This window comes from Pantoea sp. CFCC18177 (assembly GCF_059412425.1).
Window position 1 is genome coordinate 1 of record NZ_JBNBPL010000036.1, and the last position, 22,042, is coordinate 22,042.

The 22,042-nt window shown below is 55.1% G+C and carries 18 protein-coding genes; 8 read left to right on the forward strand and 10 right to left on the reverse strand.

Annotated features, from left to right (window positions below; all coding sequences use genetic code 11):
• Window positions 1–154 precede the first annotated feature (154 nt).
• Window positions 155–523: a helix-turn-helix domain-containing protein gene (locus tag ACPUC8_RS24365; RefSeq protein WP_039335855.1), complete on the reverse strand. Its 369-nt coding sequence runs from the start codon at window positions 521–523 to the stop codon at window positions 155–157.
• 165 nt (window positions 524–688) lie between these two features.
• On the opposite strand from ACPUC8_RS24365, the gene ACPUC8_RS24370 reads away from it, so the two are divergent.
• The 3 genes from ACPUC8_RS24370 to ACPUC8_RS24380 all read left to right on the forward strand — a co-directional run bounded on the left by ACPUC8_RS24370 (window position 689) and on the right by ACPUC8_RS24380 (window position 3,933).
• On the forward strand, window positions 689–1,348 hold the full coding sequence (locus ACPUC8_RS24370; protein ID WP_039335853.1) for a response regulator: 660 nt from the start codon (window positions 689–691) through the stop codon (window positions 1,346–1,348).
• Entirely contained in the window at window positions 1,345–2,703 is a 1,359-nt protein-coding gene (locus ACPUC8_RS24375; RefSeq protein WP_058969614.1) for a sensor histidine kinase, read from the forward strand. Before ACPUC8_RS24370 ends, ACPUC8_RS24375 begins: the two co-directional genes overlap by 4 nt.
• 363 nt (window positions 2,704–3,066) lie before the next feature.
• Window positions 3,067–3,933: a nucleoside-specific channel-forming protein Tsx gene (locus ACPUC8_RS24380; protein WP_039335850.1), complete on the forward strand. Its 867-nt coding sequence runs from the start codon at window positions 3,067–3,069 to the stop codon at window positions 3,931–3,933.
• Window positions 3,934–4,064: 131 nt separating this feature from the next.
• Here the strand turns inward: ACPUC8_RS24380 and yjdN are convergent, their stop codons facing one another.
• Together yjdN and ACPUC8_RS24390 are read right to left on the reverse strand one after the other, a co-directional pair.
• The gene (gene yjdN / locus ACPUC8_RS24385; RefSeq protein WP_039335847.1) at window positions 4,065–4,496 is read right to left on the reverse strand and encodes a VOC family metalloprotein YjdN; all 432 of its coding nucleotides are present in this window, start codon (window positions 4,494–4,496) and stop codon (window positions 4,065–4,067) included.
• Window positions 4,497–4,574: 78 nt separating this feature from the next.
• Window positions 4,575–5,477 (reverse strand): LysR family transcriptional regulator, encoded by a 903-nt coding sequence (locus ACPUC8_RS24390; protein ID WP_436379318.1) that lies wholly within the window; start codon window positions 5,475–5,477, stop codon window positions 4,575–4,577.
• Between the two features lie 114 nt (window positions 5,478–5,591).
• On the opposite strand from ACPUC8_RS24390, the gene ACPUC8_RS24395 reads away from it, so the two are divergent.
• From ACPUC8_RS24395 to ACPUC8_RS24410, 4 genes are all read left to right on the forward strand, one after another.
• Complete coding sequence (locus ACPUC8_RS24395; protein WP_494927625.1) at window positions 5,592–6,905, forward strand: amidohydrolase; 1,314 nt, start codon at window positions 5,592–5,594, stop codon at window positions 6,903–6,905.
• Window positions 6,902–8,347 (forward strand): M20 family metallopeptidase, encoded by a 1,446-nt coding sequence (locus ACPUC8_RS24400; RefSeq protein ID WP_494927626.1) that lies wholly within the window; start codon window positions 6,902–6,904, stop codon window positions 8,345–8,347. The genes ACPUC8_RS24395 and ACPUC8_RS24400 overlap by 4 nt, the downstream gene beginning before the upstream one ends.
• Window positions 8,348–8,531: 184 nt before the next feature.
• Window positions 8,532–10,052 carry a p-aminobenzoyl-glutamate transporter gene (abgT, locus tag ACPUC8_RS24405; RefSeq protein ID WP_494927627.1) on the forward strand — a complete coding sequence of 507 codons (1,521 nt, stop codon included), beginning with the start codon at window positions 8,532–8,534 and terminating at the stop codon, window positions 10,050–10,052.
• 187 nt (window positions 10,053–10,239) lie between these two features.
• Window positions 10,240–11,649: an MFS transporter gene (locus tag ACPUC8_RS24410; RefSeq protein ID WP_494927628.1), complete on the forward strand. Its 1,410-nt coding sequence runs from the start codon at window positions 10,240–10,242 to the stop codon at window positions 11,647–11,649.
• Between the two features lie 90 nt (window positions 11,650–11,739).
• Here ACPUC8_RS24410 and ACPUC8_RS24415 read toward each other — a convergent pair whose 3' ends face one another.
• The 4 genes from ACPUC8_RS24415 to ACPUC8_RS24430 form a co-directional block, all read right to left on the reverse strand.
• Entirely contained in the window at window positions 11,740–12,807 is a 1,068-nt protein-coding gene (locus ACPUC8_RS24415; RefSeq protein ID WP_494927629.1) for a helix-turn-helix domain-containing protein, read from the reverse strand.
• 240 nt (window positions 12,808–13,047) lie between these two features.
• Window positions 13,048–14,358 carry a c-type cytochrome gene (locus ACPUC8_RS24420; protein ID WP_494927630.1) on the reverse strand — a complete coding sequence of 437 codons (1,311 nt, stop codon included), beginning with the start codon at window positions 14,356–14,358 and terminating at the stop codon, window positions 13,048–13,050.
• Window positions 14,359–14,369: 11 nt separating this feature from the next.
• Window positions 14,370–16,154: a GMC family oxidoreductase gene (locus tag ACPUC8_RS24425; protein WP_494927631.1), complete on the reverse strand. Its 1,785-nt coding sequence runs from the start codon at window positions 16,152–16,154 to the stop codon at window positions 14,370–14,372.
• Window positions 16,155–16,156: 2 nt separating this feature from the next.
• Window positions 16,157–16,891 (reverse strand): gluconate 2-dehydrogenase subunit 3 family protein, encoded by a 735-nt coding sequence (locus tag ACPUC8_RS24430; RefSeq protein ID WP_494927632.1) that lies wholly within the window; start codon window positions 16,889–16,891, stop codon window positions 16,157–16,159.
• Window positions 16,892–17,186: 295 nt separating this feature from the next.
• Between ACPUC8_RS24430 and sbmA the strand changes: the two genes are divergently transcribed.
• Complete coding sequence (sbmA, locus tag ACPUC8_RS24435) at window positions 17,187–18,422, forward strand: peptide antibiotic transporter SbmA (RefSeq protein ID WP_494927633.1); 1,236 nt, start codon at window positions 17,187–17,189, stop codon at window positions 18,420–18,422.
• 41 nt (window positions 18,423–18,463) lie between these two features.
• On the opposite strand, the gene ACPUC8_RS24440 is transcribed toward sbmA, so the two are convergent.
• The 3 genes from ACPUC8_RS24440 to ACPUC8_RS24450 form a co-directional block, all read right to left on the reverse strand.
• Window positions 18,464–20,104 carry a dihydroxyacetone kinase subunit DhaK gene (locus tag ACPUC8_RS24440; protein WP_494927634.1) on the reverse strand — a complete coding sequence of 547 codons (1,641 nt, stop codon included), beginning with the start codon at window positions 20,102–20,104 and terminating at the stop codon, window positions 18,464–18,466.
• Between the two features lie 123 nt (window positions 20,105–20,227).
• Window positions 20,228–21,277: a 7-bladed beta-propeller protein YncE gene (gene yncE / locus ACPUC8_RS24445; protein WP_039330384.1), complete on the reverse strand. Its 1,050-nt coding sequence runs from the start codon at window positions 21,275–21,277 to the stop codon at window positions 20,228–20,230.
• Window positions 21,278–21,492: 215 nt separating this feature from the next.
• Complete coding sequence (locus ACPUC8_RS24450) at window positions 21,493–21,702, reverse strand: YdgH/BhsA/McbA family protein (RefSeq protein WP_039330385.1); 210 nt, start codon at window positions 21,700–21,702, stop codon at window positions 21,493–21,495.
• Window positions 21,703–22,042: the final 340 nt, after the last annotated feature.

The window sequence follows — 22,042 nt, forward strand, 5'->3', positions numbered from 1 at the left end:
AAAAAGCTGCTGCAGCTGGCTTATGGAGTGCTGAAATCAGGCCGCCCGTTCGATGCAGAAATATGTCTTGCCAGGTAACTGGCAAGACGGTATCTACAAAATCATCCCATCATTTTGTAGGGTGCGCATTGATGCGCACATAATCCTGATGCGCTCAACTGGCCACCGCCAACGGGAATAACAAACGTTCCTGTTCAACGCGACGCTGACGACGTAACTGGCCCGGCGTGACGCTAAAGTAATTTTTAAAGGTGCGGGTGTAGGCCTGTTGGGTATCAAACCCGTAGCTCATCGCCACCTGTAAAATCGCTTCATCACTGTTAATCAGCGTGAGCGCTGACTCAGTCAACCGGCGCTGGCGAATGTACTCTGCCAGAGAGAAGCCCGTGTGTTGACGGAACAGACGTTGTAGATGCCAGCGGGAGTATCCCGAGCGGCGTGCTACTTCATCCAGATGCAGATCGTGACCTAAGTTGTCTTCTATCCAGTCCAGCAAACTACGGATAAATTCGCTCTGATTCATGGGAACCTCCTGCTTCGACAATATGTCCAGTGCAGTCACTGTAGCGCGTTAAATTTATCCCTTAATTAGCAGAAAATTAGCGCAGAATTAGCAAGGAGGGAGAGCAGTGTAATTATCTACTAAGAATCCGAAGGTAAACTGCGTTCATCAGTCTGGGAGAACACTATGCGCGTGCTGCTGGTAGAAGATGATGAAATGATTGGCACCAACTTGCAGCAGGCGCTGGAAGCGGCGGGCTGGTCAGTGGACTGGGTGCGCGATGGCGTGTATGCCACCAATGCCTGGTCTGAGGGCGGCTATACCTGCGTATTGCTTGATTTAGGCTTGCCGCGTGAAGATGGCATCCACGTCTTGAAACGTGCTCGCACCCGAGGCGATATGACGCCGGTGCTGGTACTGACAGCGCGTGACACCGTACAACAGCGTATTCAAGGCCTCGACAGCGGTGCCGATGACTATTTGCTCAAACCCTTTGATTTGCAAGAGGTACTGGCGCGCATGCGTGCAATCACCCGACGTCGTCACGGTGCGGCGGATTCCCTGTTAGGTAGCGGCGATGTGCAGCTGGATATGATGACGCGTGAGGTATTGTATAAAGGGCAACGCGAACAACTCACCGCCCGTGAGTATGCGCTGCTGTATGCACTACTGGAACGACCCGGTGCGATTTTATCGCGCGAACAATTAGAAAACCGCATCTATGGCTGGGGAGAAGAAGTCACCAGTAACGCCGTCGATGTGCTGATTCACGGCATGCGCCGCAAGCTTGATAACGAAGTGATTCGTAACGTACGCGGCCTGGGCTGGCGAGTACCGGCAATATGAAACCTTTCACCTTTATGCGCTCCTTGCGTAACAAATTGCTGCTCACCCTGGTGCTGTTGCACCTGGCGATGATTGGCGGCGTCACCTGGTACTTCTACCACTGCTATGGCGACATGATGGGCACCATGAAGGACGATCAACTCGCGAAGATCGCCGATGCCTGGTCATCCAGCCAACGCATGCCCGCGCTGATGCCGATGGTGATGCAGCAAGAGAAGCTGAAAAGTACCTACATCGTGCAGTTGTGGGATGACCACAACCACCTGCGCGCCAGTTCCTGGCCTGCGTTACAGGCACCGCTCCAGCCCAAAAAAGGCTGGTCAGATTTGAAAGTGGGCGACTGCGGCGATGACTGTGAATGGCGTGTCTATACGCGCCCCGGTGAGTTAGGCAGTGAGATTGGCAATATTCAGGTGTTGCATAACATTGGCTACATGAAGAGTTTGATGGTGAAGCGGGTACTTTCCGCCATCATTCCGTTGATGCTAATGATGCCACTCTCGCTGCTGGTGATATGGTTGGTGGTGCGCGCGATTACCCGAGATTTACGCGTGGCGTCGCGGCAAATTGCCGCGCAGGAAACGCTGCACCCCCACGCGGTTTCACCCAACAGCCTGCCCGATGAAGTGCTGCCGCTGGTCGCGGCTTATAACTCGCTGCTGGATAAACTGCGTGCGGCCTGGTCTTCACAGCGTCAGTTCCTGGAAGATGCCGCGCATGAATTACGCACGCCGGTGACCGCCGTCACTCTCCAACTGGAAAATCTGCGTCAGCATATTCAACCGGGCGAGGCCAGCCGACAGTTTGACCAGTTGGAAGCGGGCGTCACGCGCACGCGCCATTTGGTGACGCAACTGCTCAACATCTCACGGCAGGAAGATCAGTCGGTAGTAGCCTCCGTCGAGACCATCGACATCGACGATCTGCTCAAAGAGAGTATTGAGCAACTGATGGTGGTGGCAGACAAACGCGGGATTGATATTGGCTTTAACGGCACGACACATTACCGCCTGCACGCCAGCCGCTCCGATTTGCGCAGCCTGTTCGATAACCTGATAGGCAATGCCATGCTGCACACGCCTGAGGGTAGCCTGGTGGATGTGCTGTTACATCGCGTGGGCAATCACACCGTGGTGGATATCGTTGATAATGGTCCAGGCATGCCGGAATCCTTTATTGAACGCGCCTTTGATCGCTTCACGCGCTCGCCGGATGTGCAGGCACAAGGCAGCGGCCTGGGGTTATCTATCGTTCGTAGCGTGGCGCAGAAGCATCAAATGCAGGTGGCGCTGTCCAACTGCCATAACCCGCAAGGCGAGATCTCGGGCTTGCAGGTACGTGTGACCTTGCCTTAATTCGGCGGTTGCTGACGTTTTCGGTAGAGCGCGGTCTTCAGGCCGCGCGATAAATCACGCCACTCCCTCCTTTTCAACATCCCATCAAATTACCGCTGTACGCGACAACGTAATCGGTTGCGGGGTTCCGTTCGCAACACGCCTTTTTTGTGATCATAGTCACATTTCAGATGAATCAAAATGCAACACATTTTGACAAACGTGATCAAAATCTATTTCCTATCGCTCTGTTACAGGCACATTACGCGCACTTGAAAATTCGGCGATTCAGACCGTTTAAACCAACACACTGCCCATCCCCTGGGATCGATTTGACACGATCGCGGCGCATTCGCGGCGATCACAAGCATGTGGATAACAATAATGAAATTTAAAGCATTGATAGCAGGGGCCTTATTGGCCAGCAGCTGGACCGGCGCGGCACAAGCGGCAGACAGCGATCCGCAGTATCTTTCTGACTGGTGGCATCAGAGCGTAAACGTGGTGGGCAGCTATCACACGCGCTTCGGACCTCAGTTCAACAACGATGTGTATCTCGAATACGAAGCCTTTGCCAAAAAGGACTGGTTCGATTTCTACGGCTATGCCGACCTGACCAACTTCTTTGGCGCAGGCAACAGCAACGCAAACGGCATTTTCGACCACGGTTCGCCGCTGTTCATGGAAATTGAGCCGCGTTTCTCTATCGATAAACTGACCGGCACCAGCCTGGCATTTGGTCCGTTTAAAGAGTGGTACTTCGCGAACAACTATATCTATGACATGGGTCGCAACGCGTCACAGCGTCAAAACACCTGGTATATGGGTCTGGGTACCGATATTGATACCCACAGCGATATCGGCCTGTCACTGAACGTGTATGCCAAGTACCAGTGGCAGAACTATGGTGCGGCGAACGAAAACAGCTGGGATGGTTATCGCTTCAAGGTGAAATACTTTGTGCCGATTACCGATCTGTGGGGCGGTAAGCTGAGCTATATCGGCTTCACCAACTTCGACTGGGGCTCGGATCTGCGTGACGAAACCGGTCCATCACGCACCAGCAACTCGATCGCCTCTAGCCACATCCTGTCGCTGAACTACGATCACTGGCACGTTTCTACCGTGGCGCGTTACTTCCACAACGGCGGACAGTGGGCGGATGGTCAGGAGCTGAACTTCGGCAACGGTCCGTTTGAAGTGAAATCAACCGGCTGGGGTTACTACCTGGTGGTGGGTTACAACTTCTGATTGCATGGACCAGGTCGCCATAAATGGCGACCCTACAACGATCGTGTGCGGTTTTCGTAGGGTGCGCATTTATGCGCACCTGGTAACATACACGCAATGAATTGTGCCGCCACGCATCTCAACAACACCTGTCAAATCTGTGGTTTATAGGCATTCACCATCCAGGGCACGCCAAACTTATCGGTGAACATGCCAAAGCCGTGCGCCCAGAAGGTCGGTTCCCACTTTTTCGTCACCTCTCCGCCTGCCGATAATGCATCAAACCACCGCTTGCCTTGTGCCTCATCCGGCGTTGATAAGCTCACGGAAAATCCTGCGTAATTCGCCTGCGGTGCGCCATCGCTCATCATCAGTTCGCCCTGCCCGATCCGCAGGTGCGCGTGCATTATCTGTTCGGGTGAGAACGTCATGCCAGATGGGCAGCCTTCATCTTCGACAGTTGTTTCGTCTGGCATATCGCCAAAGGTCATTTTGAACAGCAGTTCGCCGTCGGTCGCCTCAAGATAGAAGGCGATCGCCTCTTCGCAGCGGCCGTTGTAAAACACATAGGGAGTAATTTGCATGGTCAGTTCTCCAGAATTGGAACGTCCAGTGCAAGTGTAGTGCGCAATTTTTAATCAGATGGGAGCCAGGCCGCACTCTTACCTTTGTTGACAGTAACGCCGGAATAATTGCGCCATATAGGCACTCATCGGCGTCAGCGCGGTGTCTTTTCGCTGAATCAAATAGAACGTGGCTTTCGGCAGCGGATCGTCAAGATCGAGAGCGATTAACTGCCCGCCGTGGGTAGGATCTTCAATCACATCGCGCGAAATAATACTGACGAAATCGCTCTTCGCCACCAGACTGGTACAGGCCATAAAGGTCTCACAGGTGACGACGATCTTCGGTGCCATGCCGCGTTCACCAAACAAATCGTGCAACAGCCGGTAATAGCTGCCTTGCGGCGTCGGCATGGTCCAGTCACAGTGCTGCAACTCCGTGAGGGATCGCGCATGGGCCATGGGATGCCCTTTGCGCATCACCACCTGATAGTCTCGCTGCATCAAGCGTTCAAAAATCAGTTCCTGATCCAGATGGTGTTGATCGTAGGTATTGATGGTGAAATCCAGCGCACCCTGTCGCAGTTCATGCACCATCGACACCAGTTGCCCCTCAACAATGCGCACCTTCACCAGCGGGTATTCGCGATGAAACTGAGTGATCACCTGCGGCATGATGGTACGCGCGATACTGCCGCCCACGCCAATATTGACCCGGCCACCGGCCAGTCCCAGCCGCTGTTGAATATCCTCCTGCGCCACGCGCAGCTCTTCCAACACCAGACTGGCATGACGGAAAAAGTTATCACCGATATCGGTGAGCGTGACCCCTTGCTGACGCCGTTCAAACAGGCGAGCGCCGAGCGCCAGTTCCAGTTCCTGGATCGCTTTGGTCAGTGCAGGCTGCGATAGCCCTGATAAGCGGCTGGCCGCCCGAATACTGCCCTGGCGCGCCACGTCGACAAAGGCACGCAGCTGATGAAGTTTGAGGTTGGCAGGCATGATTTTTGTGATAACCGTTGTTTATCAGTGACAAGATATTCGCATCTTATGCGCACCAATACCATTGTGTAGATTCGGGTTAATGCATAAAAAACCAACACAAAGGATATGCCGATGAAAACCCTCTCCGACCTCGTCAACGCGCGGATACCGCAGATGCAAATCTGGCGTCGCGATCTGCACCATTTTGCCGAATCGGGCTGGCTGGAGTTCCGTACCGCAACCTTAGTCGCTGAAGAACTGCATCGCCTTGGTTATCAGCTGAAGCTGGGCCGTGAAGTGATCGATGCTGATGCGCGTATGGGCTTACCCTCTGACGAAGTGCTGGCGCAGCAAGAAGCCCGCGCGCTAGAACAAGGTGCGCTGCCGCAGTGGATCTCCCATTTCTCTGGCGGTTTCTGTGGCGTTGTCGCCACGCTGGAAACCGGTCGTCCCGGCCCAGTAATGGGCTTCCGGGTCGATATGGATGCACTGGACCAGAACGAAAGCCGTGATGCCGACCATATCCCGACCCGCGAGGGCTTTGCCTCCTGCAATGCCGGCATGATGCATGCCTGCGGTCACGACGGGCACACCACCATCGGACTGGCGCTGGCGGGCGTGTTGATGGAGATGAAAGATCAGCTCAGCGGCACCATCAAGATCATCTTCCAACCCGCCGAAGAAGGCGTGCGCGGTGCGAAAGCCATGGTCGCTGCAGGCGTGGTGGATGATGTGGATCTGTTTACCGCCATCCACCTTGGCACAGGCGTGCCCGCAGGCGAAATCGTTTGCGGCAGTGATAGCTTCCTCGCCACCACCAAACTGGATGTGAGTTTTACGGGCGTCGGCGCACATGCAGGCGGTAAACCAGAAGAGGGCCGCAATGCCCTGCTCGCCGCCGCACAGGCTACGCTGGCATTGCATAATCTGCCGCAACACAGCGGCGGCGTGGCGCGCGTTAACGTCGGCGTATTGCAGGCGGGCACCGGCCGTAACGTGGTACCGGATTGCGCGCTGATGAAAGTCGAAACCCGTGGCGTCAGCAATCAGGTTAACGACGATATCTATCAGCAGGCCTTGCGCGTCATCGCTGGCGCAGCGGCGATGTATGGCGTTGAGTACGATATCAAACTGATGGGCGGTGCTCGCAGCTGTACGCCGAGCCAGCCGTGGGTGGATTTCATCCACCAGCAGGCCGATGCGATGGGCATTTTCACCTCGGTCATTGATACCAAACAGCAGGCGGCAGGTTCAGAGGATGCCACCTACATGCTGGAGCGCGTGCAGCAGCGCGGCGGCCAGTCTTCGTATGTGATCTTCGGCTGCGATCTGGCAGCAGGCCATCACAACGCCAAATTCGATTTTGATGAAGCGATCATGGCCACCGCGGTGCAAACGCTGGCCACCCTGGTGCTGAATCAGGCGCAGTTTGGAGGCCAGCGATGAGCCATCACGACTTTATCGATCATTACATCAACGAGAATCAGCCGCGCTTTACTGCGCTCAGCGATGCGATCTGGGATGTGCCAGAAACTCGCTTTGAAGAGACGCAGTCTGCCGCCATTCTGGCTGATGCGCTGGAGCAGGAAGGTTTTCGCGTTGAACGCGGCGTCGGCAATATCGATACCGCTTTTATCGCCAGCATCGGCAGCGGCAAGCCGGTGATTGCGATTCTGGGTGAGTTCGATGCACTGGCCGGTTTAAGCCAGCAATCGGGCTGCGCCACGCCACAACCGCTGATCGAGAATGGCAACGGACACGGCTGCGGGCACAATTTATTAGGCACCGCCGGACTGGCTGCCGCCTTTGCCATCAAAGCCTGGTGGGCGCAGAACGGGCAACGCGGCACATTGCGTTTTTATGGTTGTCCGGGCGAAGAAGGCGGTTCCGGCAAAACCTTTATGGTGCGTGAAGGACTGTTTGATGATGTCGATGCGGCTGTCACCTGGCATCCTGAAGGGTTCAGCGGCATGTTCAACCTCAGCACCCTTGCCAACATTCAGGCCGCGTTTCATTTCAAGGGCGTCGCCGCGCACGCCGCTAACTCCCCGCATCTGGGCCGCAGCGCCTTAGATGCCGTCACCCTGATGAATACCGGTGCCAACTTCTTACGCGAGCACATCGTGCAGGAAGCCCGCGTGCACTACGCCGTGACTAATACTGGCGGCGTCTCTCCCAATGTGGTGCAGGCCGATGCCGAAGTGCTGTATCTGATCCGCGCACCGGAACTCGATCAGGCCCAGGATATCTACCAGCGCGTCATCAACATCGCCAAAGGCGCGGCCCTGATGACGGACACCACCATGACGGTACGATTCGACAAAGCCTGCTCCAACTATGTGCCCAATCGTGCGCTGGAAGCCGTCATGGAGCGCAATTTGCATCAGTTTGGCCTGCCAGCTTACAGCGCGGATGAGCAGCAGTTTGCCGCCGAGATCCGTGCCACGCTGACCAAAGACGATCTGCGCAATGCGCGCCTGAATGCGGCACGCACCGGCGGTGAAGCGGGCGTGGCGTGGACAGAAGCGCTGGGTGACAAGATTTTGATGGATGAGGTGGCGCCGTACGCCGTCACGCGCGAGCTGCTGTACGGCTCAACCGATGTCGGCGATGTCAGTTGGGTCACGCCGACGGCACAGTGCTTCGCGCCCTGTTTTGCCTTCGGTACCCCGCTGCACACCTGGCAACTGGTGGCGCAGGGCCGCACCTCTTTGGGTCACAAAGGCATGTGTCTGGCCGCCAAAGTGATGGCCGCCACCGCGCTGACCTTGTTACAGGACGAGGACGCGCTGGCACGCTGTCGTGAGGAGTTTCAGCGTGTGCGCCGCGAACAGCCTTATGTTTGCCCGATACCGGCAGACGTCACACCATCGAAGTTGTCATCCTGAAATAAGCGCGGTGCTCCGACTAAGTGCGCATCAATGCGTACTCTATGGGGCTTAGGCGCAGTTGTAAGGTTTACCACAGTTGTAGGGGGCGCATTTATGCGCCCAGAAATATCTAAACACTATAAAAATGACAGCCCCAACGCGGGCATGCAAATACAACAAGACGACCAATGAGGCAAAGCTGATGGAAGTGACTACGGAGAACCGCAGCCCAGGGAAGCTGTTTAGCTGGATAGAGCGCATCGGCAATAAAGTGCCGAACCCATTCTTACTGTTTGTCTATCTGATCGTGGTATTGATGGTGGCCACCGCCATTATCAGCGGCTTTGATCTGGCAGTGAAAAATCCCACCAACGGCGAGCTGGTCCGCGTCAATAACCTGCTGAGCGTGGCTGGGATTCAGTGGATCCTGCCGAACATCATCAAAAACTTCAGTGGCTTTACGCCACTCGGCTCGATTCTGGCGTTAGTGATTGGTGCGGGCCTGGCCGAGAAAGTCGGCCTGCTGCAATCGCTGATGGTGAAGATGGCCTCACGCGTGAGCCGTCGTTACGCCAGCTATATGGTGCTGTTCATTGCCTTCTTCAGCCACATCTCATCGGATGCGGCACTGGTGGTGATGCCACCACTCGGCGCACTGATCTTCCTCGCGGTGGGTCGTCATCCGGTAGCGGGTCTGCTGGCAGCGATTGCCGGTGTGGCGTCTGGATTTACCGCCAATCTGCTGATCGTCACCACCGACGTCCTGCTGTCGGGTATCAGTACCGAAGCGGCGAAAGCGGTGAGCGATACCGTGCACGTCAGCGTGATCGATAACTGGTTCTTTATGGCCAGTTCGGTGATCGTATTGACGGTAGTGGGCGCGATCCTCACCGATAAATTCGTTGAGCCGCGCCTGCCCGCATGGAACGGCGGTCATCAAGACCGCCTGCCGCCGCTGACGGCACTGGAAAATCGCGGCCTGAGAGCGGCTGGTATTGCTGCACTGGTATTTATTGCGTTGATGGCGCTACTGGTGGTGCCGGAACACGCACCGCTGCGCAACCCGAAAACCGGCGGCATTATTCCTTCGCCGTTTATTCAGGGCATTGTGCCGATCATCATCCTGTTCTTCTTTGTGGTGGCGATTGCTTACGGCGCAGTGACGAAGCAGATTCGTCGAGCCGATGACATCCCACAGTTGCTGGTCGATCCGATGAAGAGCATGGCGGGCTTTATTGTGATGGTGTTCCCGCTGTCGCAATTCGTCGCCTTCTTCAACTGGAGCAACATGGGCAAGTTTATGGCTATCGGCCTGACCGATATGCTGGAGAGTGCCGGGATCAGTGGCGCACCTGCGTTCCTTGGCCTGATGTTCCTGTCAGCGTTTCTCTGCATGTTTATCGCCAGCGGCTCGGCTATCTGGTCGATTCTGGCACCGGTATTCGTGCCGATGTTTATGTTGCTCGGTTTCCATCCGGCCTTTGCGCAAATGATTTTCCGCATCGCTGACTCTGCCGTCTTGCCGCTGGCACCGATGTCGCCGTTCCTGCCGTTGTTCCTTGGCTTTCTGCAGCGATACCTAAAAGATGCACAACTTGGCACCTATTATGTGCTGATCTTCCCCTATCCTGTGGTGTTCTTCATTAGCTGGATTGTGCTGCTACTGGTTTGGTACGCACTCGGCTTACCGATTGGTCCGGGCGTCTATCCAAGCCTGCACTAAGCGCATCGCCATGGACGGCGATCACACTTCTGTGAACTGCAACGTAGATTGCGAAAATGTCACCGTTACGCCTCTCGGCAACCTCCGATGAATTGATTATTCTGCTATTCCTTCGCTTGCTAACGGTTAATTATTTTAAAACCCATAAAACCGCGCGAGTTCTGCAAACACCGAGGTTTATCCAATAATGACAACAATCACTTCGACAGGGATGGCGAACAACAACATCGCAGCCGATCGCCGCACCTTAGCCGGGCGCATTGATGCACTGCCTTCTTCCGCAGGGCTGTGGCGTTTTATTACGCTGCTGGCACTGGGCGGATTTTTTGAGCTCTACGATCTGTTCGAAACGGGCTACATCAGTTCTGGCCTACTCGCTGCTGGCGTGTTTCATACCGGCTCCGCAGGGGTATTTGGCTTTGCCGACCAGGCAGCTTTTGCTTCTGCCACCTTCCTCGGCCTGTTTGTGGGTGCCAGCCTGCTTGCGCCTTATGCCGACCGCTTTGGCCGCCGTCTCACTTTTATGTGTGCCCTCGCATGGTACGGCGTATTCTCACTGCTGATGGCGTTCCAGCAGAGTGCGGAGATGATCATCCTGTTCCGCTTCCTGGTCGGGATTGGTCTCGGCGTTGAACTGGTGACCATCGATACCTATCTGTCCGAATGGGTCCCCGCGCACCTGCGTAGCCGCGCCTTTGCCTTCTCGTTCTTTATTCAGTTCCTGTCGGTGCCAGCGGTGGCACTGATGTCATGGTGGCTGGTGCCGCAAACCATCCTGAGTCTGGAAGGCTGGCGTTGGGTGGTGATTGCCGGTGCGGTCTGCTCGTTGGTGATCTGGCTGATTCGTAAAAATCTGCCAGAATCTGCGCGGTGGCTGGCACAACAGGGCCGTCATCAGGAAGCGCATAAGGTACTGAGCGAGATGGAAACACGCTGTGGTATCGCGCCGGGTGAAGACTTCTCTAACAGCGATGCCGCCGCACAGCTGCCAAAAAAGGGCCGCTTCAGCGAGATTTGGGCACCGGCTTATCGCAAACGCACTCTGATGCTGGTGGTGATGAACTTCTTCCAGGCGATTGGCTTCTTCGGTTTCGGCAACTGGCTGCCTGCACTGCTTTCAGGTAAAGGCGCAACCGTGACCCACAGCCTGCTGTATGCCTTTTTCATCACGCTGGCCTACCCGCTGGGTTCACTGATTTGCAGCCGCTACGCCGACAAGATTGAGAACAAATGGCAGATCGTTCTCTCTTCATTGATGACCGTGGTGTTCGGTACGCTGTTCGCGCTGGTCACCAACCCGGTATTGATGATCATCTGTGGATTCCTGATCACCTACAGCAACGCATGGCTGACCTTCAGTTATCACGCCTACCAGACCGAGATTTTCCCGACCCATATTCGCGCGCGTGCAGTGGGCTTCTGCTACTCCTTCAGCCGCCTGTCGACCGTGTTCAGCAGTATTTTGATTGGCATTATTCTGCAGTACGCCGGCAGCCAGGGCGTGATCGCCTTTATCGTGCTGAGTATGTTGATGGTGATGCTGTCAGTGGGGATTTACGGTCCGAAGACGCGCGGGCTGGATTTGGAGAATATTTGATTTATCGAAGGGTCGTGGGCGGAAAATAGAGCCGCCCACTATTTCGCATCTAACAAATCGCCCTCTTCCATATCGATTAAAATATTGGCATCACTGATGAGAATGATCATCCGACCACCCCAACTGTCGCTTGCGGTGAAAGGCGACTAACGAGACACCCATCAGCTCAGCCGCTTTACCTTCGCTGATAATCCCTTCTCCCAGCGCTCGAAAAATTAACTGAGGAAAAAGCGTGGTGCTCTCGCGTGCGACTTGTTCACCAGGTTCCTGCTTTCGCCATTTGCGCGCTGAAAACATCATGATCAGATCTTTGCGCTTGCCCTCAGTTATCACGGCCAGATCGGCAGCGCGGTAAACACAGGCCATCATGCTGAGACCATAATCCATTTTTTGCAGGTAAAGCTCTTGTTCCTCAAGGCGTGTTCGCCGCTTGCCAAAATGTTGCAATACCGCGCCAGCAGGGAAAAGCAAGGCACCGGCAAATCGATTGCAGGCTTTCTCTTCATCCAGATCAGATGGAAGAGAATGATGCAGAATCAAATGACCAAGTTCGTGTGCCAGAGTAAAACGCTGACGGTCACCTGGCCATTTTGCTGAAATAACGATGACAGGAATGGCATCGACCATCGCCTGGCAGCCATCGAATTTGTCGGAGTGGTCAACGTCAGTGACAATGACCAAAATCCCATGACTTTCCAGCACATCAATTAAATGCGTTATCGGCTGAGAACCTAATCCCCACTGCTGACGAATATGCTCTGCAACCTTTTCAATTTGCCCGTAATTCTCGATTTGCTCGAGAGGCAGTTGCGATTGGGTAAAAGCAGGGACCGGAAAATTTGGCCACAGGTTCGCCAGTTCAAGCCACCGCTCAGCCTGATCAATCACATCCGCATGAATCTGCGCCAGCATTTTGGCTGATAGCGTATGGCGTTTGCGGTACTCAACGTTCTTCAATTCAACCGTGGTCGGACGGAAGAAATATTCATTACGTACGCCCAAGGCGCGCGACATTTTTACTAATACGGCAGAGCCCGGCACACTGAGGTTGTGCTCGTATTTCTTAATCATATTTGCGCTGACGCCTGCTTTTTCTGCAAGCTGCTTCATAGAAAAGCCCGCAGCGGAACGCGCACGTAGTAAACGCTCTCCAAACACACTGACCTCCTGTGGTTTACGAAAAAATTAATTTAATGAATTTCATAAACCAAGATTATGTTCGCTGGGCTTAGCTCTTGCAATCATAGGGAGGGAAAATGAGACGGGACTTGGGTTGATTTATTGCTTGTGGAAGTGGTGAAGCATCACTGCTGGTGTGCGCAATAAATTGCGCCGCTACCAAATCGTTGCGATCGGTAGCGGCGCAGTTCATCGCTCAGTTAAACGCAGCGCGGGTTATTACTGCCCTTCCAGCACCTTAATATCGGCACTGCCCTGCTGCGGCGCATCTTTGCGCAGCTTCGCCACATCCTTCGCCGTCACCGTCGACTTCACGCCATTACCCCAGCTGCCACGGATAAAGTTGACCACATCCGCAACCTGGTTGTCGTTCAGACGCCAGCCGAACGCCGGCATGGTGATCGCCGAAGGTGCGCCCTGCACGCCAGGCAAGGTGCCGCCCACCAGCACGATGTGAATCAGCGAGGTTGGGTCTTCTGCCATCACCACCGGGTTGCCACGCAGCGCCGGATAGAAGCGTTGGTAGCCGCTGCCGTCCGTTTTATGACAGGCCGCACAGCTATCGACATACACCGATGCGCCTGGCTGGCTGTCATCGCCCTTCCACAACGCTTTGGCGACCGCATCATCCTGCGTAAACACTGTCTGGCTGGCATCCTTCGCACCCAACGATTTCAGATATTTAGCAATCGCGCTGATATCTTCGTCATTAAGGTATTGCAGGCTGTGCTGCACCACATCGGTCATACCACCAAATACCGCGGTGTGATCGTTGCGGCCAAAGCGCAGGAACTGCTTCAGGTCGTCTTCGCTCCAGCGGCCTAAACCGTCACGGTTGTCACTGCGCAGGTTGCTGGCGGTCCAGCCATCAATCGGAGCGCTGCTACCAGACAGGTAATCGTTGCCTTCGCCGTTATTCAGCGCTTTTTCCTGCATGGTGATGCTACGTGGCGTATGGCAAGCCCCGCAGTGTCCGAGGCCTTCCACCAGATAGCGACCGCGCGCCAGGGCGGGATCTTCCTGTGCGGCTGGCTGGAACGCTTTCACGGCCGGCGCAAACATGCCACGCCAGATGGAGAGCGGCCAGCGCATCGACAGCGGCCACGGAATATCGCTGTCTTTGTTTGCCTGCGATACCGGCTGCACGCCATGCATGAAGTAGGCATACAGCGCCTTCATGTCGTCATCGCTCACCACCGCGTAGGATGGGTATGGCATGGCGGGATAGAGCGTATCGCCATTTTTCGCTACGCCGTGACGCACCGCTTTCTGGAAATCGTCATAGCTGTAGTCACCAATCCCAGTAGTTTTATCCGGTGTGATGTTGGTGGAGTAGATGGTGCCAATCGGGGTGGCCATCGGTAATCCACCGGCAAAAGGTTTGCCGCCCGCCGTGCTGTGACAGGCGACGCAGTCACCCGCACGCGCCAGATATTCACCGCGCTTCACCAGTGCGTCAGAACCTGCTTCGTCCGCCACCGCGGCGAAGGTCATCGTGCCCAGAAACAGGGCTAAAATGCTTTTGATCATCGCCTTGTTCCTTATGCCTGTACCAGCGGGCCGGGGTTCTTCAGATACTGTTCACGAATGGCCTTGGCTGACCAGTAGCTCAGCGCTGCCACCATACCGGTCGGGTTGTAACCGAGGCCCTGCGGGAACGCAGACGCACCTGGCACAAACACGTTCGGCACATCCCAGCTCTGCAGGTAACGGTTCACGGCACTGGTTTTCGGATCTTCACCCATGATCGCCCCGCCACTCATGTGCGTGGTCTGGTACACGGTGGTATCGAAGTGCGTGCCCGGTCCTTTTGCGCCGCCGATGATCATTTTCGGGTTCATCGCTTCGGTGATCTTACGCATCTTGCCGACCATGAACTGTGCCATCTTGATGTCATTGTCCTGCCAGTCAAAGGTCATACGCAGCAGCGGCTGGCCGTAAACATCTTTGTAGTTCGGATCGAGATCGAGGTAGTTAGCGCGATAGGACTGGTGCGCACCGTGCGCATCCATCGAGATGTGATGGTTGTAGGTATCCGCCACCGCCGCTTTCCACTGACTGCCCCAGTTCGGCGTGCCCTTCGGCGTCGGTAATCCAGAAATCGGCTTGGTGCCCGCCTGGTTAACCCAGAACGGCGAGCCGCCGACGAAGCCATACGGACCGTGGTCGAAGTTATCGGCGTTGAAGTCATCCACCGCCACACCTGCACCGCCCGCACCAATGAATGGGTTGGTGGTCGTGTTCTTGTCGAACAGCGCCTTAAGGGTCGAAATGTTCTGGTAGGCAAAGTTACGCCCCACCACACCTTCATTGCTGATGGGGTTATATGGCTTGCCGATGCCTGACAGCAGCATCAAATGGACGTTGTGGAACTGGAAGGCCGAGAGGATCACCAGGTCCGCGGGCTGCACTACTTCACGGCCCTGACCATCAAGATAGGTCACACCGGTGGCGCGCTTCTTGTCATCGGTCAGATTCACACGCAGCACGTAGGAGTTGTTACGCAGTTCGAACTTCGGTTCCTGACGCAGTGCGGGCAGAATATTCACGTTTGGCGACGCCTTGGAGTACATGTAGCAGGCATAGCCGCTGCAGTAACCGCAGAAGTTGCACGGCCCCATCTGCGCGCCGTAGGTGTTGGTGTACGGACCCGAAGTGTTAGCAGACGGCATATCGTAGGGGTGATAACCCACTGATTCAGCCGCCTGAGCAAACAGTTGGGCCGAATAGGTGCGCTTCTGCGCGGGCAGCGGGAAATCGCTGGAACGATCAGGCGCGTAAGGGTTTCCGCCCTTTTCTTTACCCTGCAGCTTACCTTTAATCGACCAGGCGCTGCCGGAAGTACCAAACACTTTCTCCGCCTGGTCAAAGAACGGCTCCAGCTCAGCGTAGCTGACACCGAAATCCTGAATGGTCATACCTTCCGGGATGAAGCTTTTGCCATAGCGCTGTTCATAGTGGCTACGCAGGTTTAGCTCAACCGGATCGACACGGAAGTGCACGCCCGACCAGTGCAGACCCGCACCGCCGGTGCCGGTTCCTGGTAGAAACGCCGCCAGTTGACGATAAGGTACGGCGGTTTGCGACGCATCGTGACGGATGGTTACGGTGCTTTTCGACAGATCCTGGAACAGCTTTTTACGGATGTTATAGGTCAGTTCATCAATCGACTGCGGGTAAGATCCATCGGGATAAGTATCACGGTGCGGACCACGCTCCAGCGCGACGACGTTAAGACCGGCTTCAGTCAACTCTTTCGCCATGATCGCCCCGGCCCAGCCGAAACCGACCACCACTGCGTCTACTTTTTTCAATTCATTTGCCACGGTTACGCCCTCTCCCCGCGAATATCCACTGACGGGAACGGATAACGTTCGCCGCGCTCTACCCAATCCATAAAGTCGGCACGTGCGCCTGGGAAGCCAATCAGCTTCCAGCCCACCATGCCTTGGTTGCCGCCATGGACCGGATCGCTGAAGTACCCCTCGCGGGTGTTCTGCAGCAGGAAGGAGAAGAAGGTTTTAGCCGCCAACTGAGGGAACTCGGCCTGACCGCTTTCAAAGGCGGTGAGTAGCGCGTCTTGTTGTTCACCGCTTAACTCGGCAAACACTTTGCCATGCTGCTTTTTGCTCCAGCTGTCCGCATCGGCAAGCCCCAGGCGATAAATCTGCTGCGGCACCAGCGGAGACTGGTAACCCAGCTCTTTCGGCAGATCGGGATTGAACGGCCCCTGCATATACCAGTTGCTACCGGTGGCGTAAGGGGTATTCATTTGACGATCGATAAACTCCGGCACACCGGCTTCCAGTGCGCCAGGACCGCGTTCATCATTCGGGATCAGGCGCGCAACGGCCGCTTTGAGGAAAGCGTACTCTTCTGCGGTAAACCAGTTTGGTTGGTAATCACGTGCCTGTTGCGGTGCGACAGGTTGCTCTGCTGCCCCAGCGGCCATTGGCACCACCAGCGCGCCCATCGCCGAACTGCCTACCGCCATTGCGGGCGCCAGGGTGATGGTTCTCAGCAGAAAATCCCTGCGACTATGACCATTTTTTTGTTCTGACATGACATTGCCTCAGTACCGCAGATGATGCGGTATGAAAGTTAAGTGATTGCGTTGTATTGTTTTTTTATGGGTGACTTAAGGGATACAGTGTTACTGTTACCGGTAACAATACGCATAGTGTAACACCTTCCCCGTTAATAATTTAGTTTCTCGAAACAAATGCGCACAAAATACTTAACAACTGATGGCAGCGCTTTACATCGCTGGGACGATGCTGTCATCGTCAGAAACAACCTACAAAAGACAGATCATGTCTATCAGGGTATAAAAGAGTACACACAACAGCGGAGTGCCTATGTTTAAGTCCTATTTTCCGCGGCCAGCGCTGTTTTTCAGCTCGGCAGCGATTTGGAGTTTGATTGCGATTTTTGCCTGGTTTGGCTTTGCCGATAATCTGCCTGCATTGTGGCCATCGCTACATGCAGCAATACAGCAGCCGTTGCCCACCAATGCTTCCCGTTTTATTCACCCGGCCCAGCTCTGGTTCTATGGCTATTACTGGATAATGGCGTCCATTTTCGCCCTTGCCTGGAAGGTGATTGATAACCATCCGTGGCAGCGCTGGTCAGTATGGGGCGCAGCCCTTATCATCTTCGTCACCTGGTTTGGGGTACAAGTCGGCGTGGCGGTCAACGCGTGGTATGGTCCGTTCTATGATTTAATCCAAAAAGCCTTAACCAAGGCAGGATCGGTACAAATTACCGAATTTTACCAGCAAGTTGTGGCGTTTTTGGGTATTGCACTCATTGCCGTCGTGATTGGCGTCATGAATTCGTTCTTCATCAGCCACTGGGTATTCCGCTGGCGTACTGCAATGAATAACTACTACATGCACAACTGGCAGCGCCTGCGTCAGGTCGAAGGTGCCGCACAGCGTGTGCAGGAAGACACCATGCGTTTTGCCAGCACGCTGGAAGACTGGGGCGTAAGTTTCATTCAAGCCATCATGACGCTTGTGGCCTTCCTGCCAGTGCTGATCGCGCTGTCACATCACGTCAAAGATATCCCGCTGTTGGGTAACATCCCTTACGCGCTGGTGATTGCTGCGGTGCTGTGGTCAGTATTTGGTACCGGGCTGCTGGCGGTGGTGGGGATTAAATTACCGGGGCTGGAGTTCCGTAATCAGCGTGTGGAAGCCGCTTACCGTAAAGAGCTGGTGTACGGTGAAGATAATGCCGATCGCGCGTCACCGCCGACGGTCAATGAGCTGTTTAGTCGCGTGCGCTTTAACTATTTTCGTCTTTACTTCCACTATTTGTACTTCAACATCACCCGCATTCTCTATCTGCAGGTCGATAACGTGTTCGGGCTGTTTTTGCTGTTTCCGTCAATCGTGGCAGGCACGATTACGCTGGGTTTACTCAACCAGATTACCAATGTGTTTGATCAGGTGCGCTCTTCGTTCCAGTACCTGATTTCATCCTGGTCGACGCTGGTGGAGTTGATGTCGATTTATAAACGTCTGCGCAGTTTTGAGCAGATTCTGGCTGATATTCCGCATGATGAGATGATGCGCGAAGCAGCTGAGTAAGTGCGTGAGTGGGTGCGGTTTGATGTCCGCACCCCAACCCCTTAACCTGCCAGCACCGCGAACACTTTCTCAATGGCATACGCGCCAGGATCTTTCACTCCATCCAGACTCTGCTGATTCAGATACGCCGAACGGCCTGCTTTGGCGCTCTGCATTTGCGCGGTGGCATCCGCACCTTGTTGTGCCGCTTTCGCCGCGACTGCCAGCGACTCACCCGCCACCAGCGCTTCCAGTGCCGGTTGCAGTGCATCCACTAAGGTACGATGCCCCGGCTGCGCGCCGCCATAGTGCTTCATACGCTCCAGCCCATGCATCAACGCCTGCGGTAACGCGCTACCTTCTTCCAGCTGCTGGCCCGCGCTGGTGAACAGAATCGACATCAATACACCGCTCGATCCGCCCATTACCGTCGCGAGCTGCTCCCCGATCAACGCCATCAAGGTCGGTAACTCATCCAATGGCAGCTGCCTGTCACGCAAACCCCGCTGAATTTTTTTCGCGCCTGCGGCAAAAGTTGAACCGGTATCACCGTCGCCGACTTTGGCATCCAACGCGTTCAGCTCGCTCTCCAGATCGATCAGCGTTTGCGTCACACGATCAACGGTCGCAGCCACTTCCGCGTTTTCGGATGGATCGAAATCCAGCATGCTGCCCACTTTCTCTGCACTCTGCAAACTGATCGGCGCGAAGTCATAAACCGGCACCCAGCCGAGCACTTGCACTGGCGCATTCAAAGCTTCAAGGAACGGTTCTTCCAGCGCCAGCAGCGACAACGAGAAGCCCTTCATATCCAGGGCGCTCACCAGTGTTGCCGGGCCAATCAGATGGGTAACGCGGGCCGCCAGCGGTGACTGCAGCACTTCACGCGTCAGCAGCGCCAGCTCAAGCTGCGAGAACCCGCCGAGGTTGTTGATCAGCAGCAGCGCCTGTTTGCCGTCAGGCAATGCCTGCGCCAGTTTATCAGTCATGATACTGCTGATTTTGCGGCTGTTTTGTGTGTCCAGCGTCACTACGCCAGGCTCGCCATGAATGCCCATCCCCAGCTCGCTGTGGCCTGCCGCTACACGGTCATCACGCGTTTCCCCCGGGATGTGGCACGTCGCGAATGCCAGACCAATCGAAGCGGTCGCATCGATGGCGCGTTGTGCCAGCGCCTGAACCTCTTCAAGTGAGTGCCCTTGCTCAGCGGCAAACCCGGCGATTTTGTGCACCAGCACGGTCCCGGCAATACCACGCGGCTGCGGATTTTCCGGTAGCGCGATATCATCCTGAACCATAACAATTTCGACTTTATAACCGAGATTTTTCGCCTTCTCGGCAGCCAGGCCAAAGTTGAGGCGGTCGCCGGTGTAATTTTTCACTATGAGCAGGCAACCGGCCTCGCCGGTGACGTTGATAATGGCGTTCAATACCGCATCCACACTCGGTGAGGCAAAGATATCACCGCACACCGCCGCCGTGAGCATGCCTTTGCCGACGAAACCGGCATGTGCAGGTTCATGGCCCGATCCGCCACCGGAGATCAGCGCCACTTTGCTCTTATCCCAATCCGAACGCACCACCACGCGGATCTCATCACCAAGATCGAGGCGGCGTAAGTTGTGCCACGGCGTACTCAGCAAAACCCCTTCGATGGCTTCGTTGACCAGATCGCTTTTCTCATGCATAAAAAACTGGCTCATTGCTTCCTCTCCATTGGTGTTGTCGTCATAAAAGGTAGCGTAAAAGCGGGGAGGACTTCGCGACGAAAGCCAGGAAATGCAAAGGGCGGCACACGCCGCCCTTGAGTTTCAGATAACTACCGCTTACAGCGCGATGCGCAGTACGCTATCTGGGTTCTTCGGTGGCTCTTTACGGGTGCCAGGCTGCTTGATGCTGACAAACAGGGTTTTGCCATCGGCAGACAGCGCCAGGCTGTTTGGCAGGCCCGGTGCTTTGACCGTGCGCTTCACTTTGTAGGTGCTGGCGTCGATGATGCTGATCTCACCCGCTTTACGGTGCGTCACATACAGCTCGTTACGGTCGGCATTGAACAGCACCGCCAGAGATTCTGGCACATCAATCTTATGGATCACTTGCTGAGTGCGCGCATCCAGCACCAGCACCTGGGGCTGCTTGGAGTCGCTCAGGAAGATGCGGTGGCCTTTGGTGTCCAACGCAATGTTCAGGAAGAAGTGATCTTTTTCGCCATCAATTTTCTGACGTTTTTCAATCGCGTTCAGACGCGTATTGATGGTGACCAGCTCGCCATCAGCGTTGGTCACGTACAGCTTCTGCGCAGCAGAGTCGAGCGCCAGGCCAGTGCCCATTTTGCCGGTATTCGGCACGGTGCTGACCAGCTTCAGGGTTTTGCCATCCACCACCCACACCACACTCTGCTCACCCAAACCTGTGATATAGACGCGGTCAGTTGCGGCATCGGCCACCAGTTCACGCGGCTGCAGTGGGCGTACGCTCTCACTGCGCTTACGTGCATCCAGCACCAGCGAGTTGATCTCTTTCCCGCTCGTCGCATCCACGGCGGTGACCGCGGCATCACGGGTATTACCGAAGAACAGGGTATTGGTTTTCTGGTTGATGGTGGCACCAAAGGTTGGCAGTTCAGTGCTGATCGTCTGCTTCACCGCCAGATCCTGCGGGTCGAGACGATAAACAGTGCCGCCTTTGCTGCTGGCATTTTGCGCCGTGGCAACGAACAGCGCGTTATCGCTGTTGCTGAACGCCAGTTCGTAAGCACCTTTTGAGATCACCTGGTTCAGCGGCTGAGATTCGGCCGCCAGTACTGCAGAGGATGACAACAGGGCCGTTGCCAGCAGCAGCGGACGCAGCGCCCACGTTGTTTTATTCGCTTTCATAACTTCTCCATAGCAAAACCACCGCCTCTTGGCAGTGAAGTGAAAGCTCGACAGTGCAACCAATTTTATAAAGACAGCCCGAGGCGAGCTGACGAAGGATGATTTTTTTTGAGAATAGTAATCATTTCGTGGAGAAAGTGACAGGAATTTATCAGGTTACCAACGCCGCCAGGGCGCCCGGAGGCACCCTGTCAGCACAGAACGTTAACGCAGACTTATTTGGTCAGTTCGGCAGTCATGTGCACGCCGTTGTTGAAGTTGGCTTCAGTCACTTTATAGGAAGCACCAGCTTTATGCGCCTGAGCAGCGATTTGCGCTTCTGCACCATCAAGCGTTGAGGCACAGGCAGTCACGCTTTGCGCGAAGCTGGCGAATGGCAGAACAGACAGGGCAACAACAGCAGCAAAAGTTTTGATAGATTTCATGGTCAATTCCTCAGTCAATGTTTTATCAGATAAGGCGTCATCGCCTTGTTGAGATACATAGTAGGCTGATCATTGAGGAGTAAAAAGCGGAGAGATTTGCCAAAGTTCTTCGATTAATTTGAACGACAAAGGCACATTTGGATTAACCCTTGTGCAAAGGGTTAAAAAACCAGGTTTTAATGAATGGACGGGATTAATGACTGTGAATGGTGCGGTTGGTTTTGCGCGATAAATCGCGCCGCTACAGTAATGGAGGCTGCGAGCGGCCTGAAGGCCGCCCCTTACTGAAACCTTGACGTGCAAGACGGTAGCTATGCACATCCTGTATAGCGGCGCGATT

Coding starts and splice junctions, on each gene's coding strand:
- ACPUC8_RS24430 (WP_494927632.1), bottom strand. CDS start 16,891: ATGTCAGAACAAAAAAATGGTCATAGTCGCAGGGATTTTCTGCTGAGA.
- abgT (WP_494927627.1), top strand. CDS start 8,532: ATGGAAGTGACTACGGAGAACCGCAGCCCAGGGAAGCTGTTTAGCTGG.
- ACPUC8_RS24365 (WP_039335855.1), bottom strand. CDS start 523: ATGAATCAGAGCGAATTTATCCGTAGTTTGCTGGACTGGATAGAAGAC.
- sbmA (WP_494927633.1), top strand. CDS start 17,187: ATGTTTAAGTCCTATTTTCCGCGGCCAGCGCTGTTTTTCAGCTCGGCA.
- yjdN (WP_039335847.1), bottom strand. CDS start 4,496: ATGCAAATTACTCCCTATGTGTTTTACAACGGCCGCTGCGAAGAGGCG.
- ACPUC8_RS24395 (WP_494927625.1), top strand. CDS start 5,592: ATGAAAACCCTCTCCGACCTCGTCAACGCGCGGATACCGCAGATGCAA.
- ACPUC8_RS24380 (WP_039335850.1), top strand. CDS start 3,067: ATGAAATTTAAAGCATTGATAGCAGGGGCCTTATTGGCCAGCAGCTGG.
- ACPUC8_RS24440 (WP_494927634.1), bottom strand. CDS start 20,104: ATGAGCCAGTTTTTTATGCATGAGAAAAGCGATCTGGTCAACGAAGCC.
- ACPUC8_RS24450 (WP_039330385.1), bottom strand. CDS start 21,702: ATGAAATCTATCAAAACTTTTGCTGCTGTTGTTGCCCTGTCTGTTCTG.
- ACPUC8_RS24410 (WP_494927628.1), top strand. CDS start 10,240: ATGACAACAATCACTTCGACAGGGATGGCGAACAACAACATCGCAGCC.
- ACPUC8_RS24390 (WP_436379318.1), bottom strand. CDS start 5,477: ATGCCTGCCAACCTCAAACTTCATCAGCTGCGTGCCTTTGTCGACGTG.
- ACPUC8_RS24400 (WP_494927626.1), top strand. CDS start 6,902: ATGAGCCATCACGACTTTATCGATCATTACATCAACGAGAATCAGCCG.
- yncE (WP_039330384.1), bottom strand. CDS start 21,277: ATGAAAGCGAATAAAACAACGTGGGCGCTGCGTCCGCTGCTGCTGGCA.
- ACPUC8_RS24420 (WP_494927630.1), bottom strand. CDS start 14,358: ATGATCAAAAGCATTTTAGCCCTGTTTCTGGGCACGATGACCTTCGCC.
- ACPUC8_RS24370 (WP_039335853.1), top strand. CDS start 689: ATGCGCGTGCTGCTGGTAGAAGATGATGAAATGATTGGCACCAACTTG.
- ACPUC8_RS24375 (WP_058969614.1), top strand. CDS start 1,345: ATGAAACCTTTCACCTTTATGCGCTCCTTGCGTAACAAATTGCTGCTC.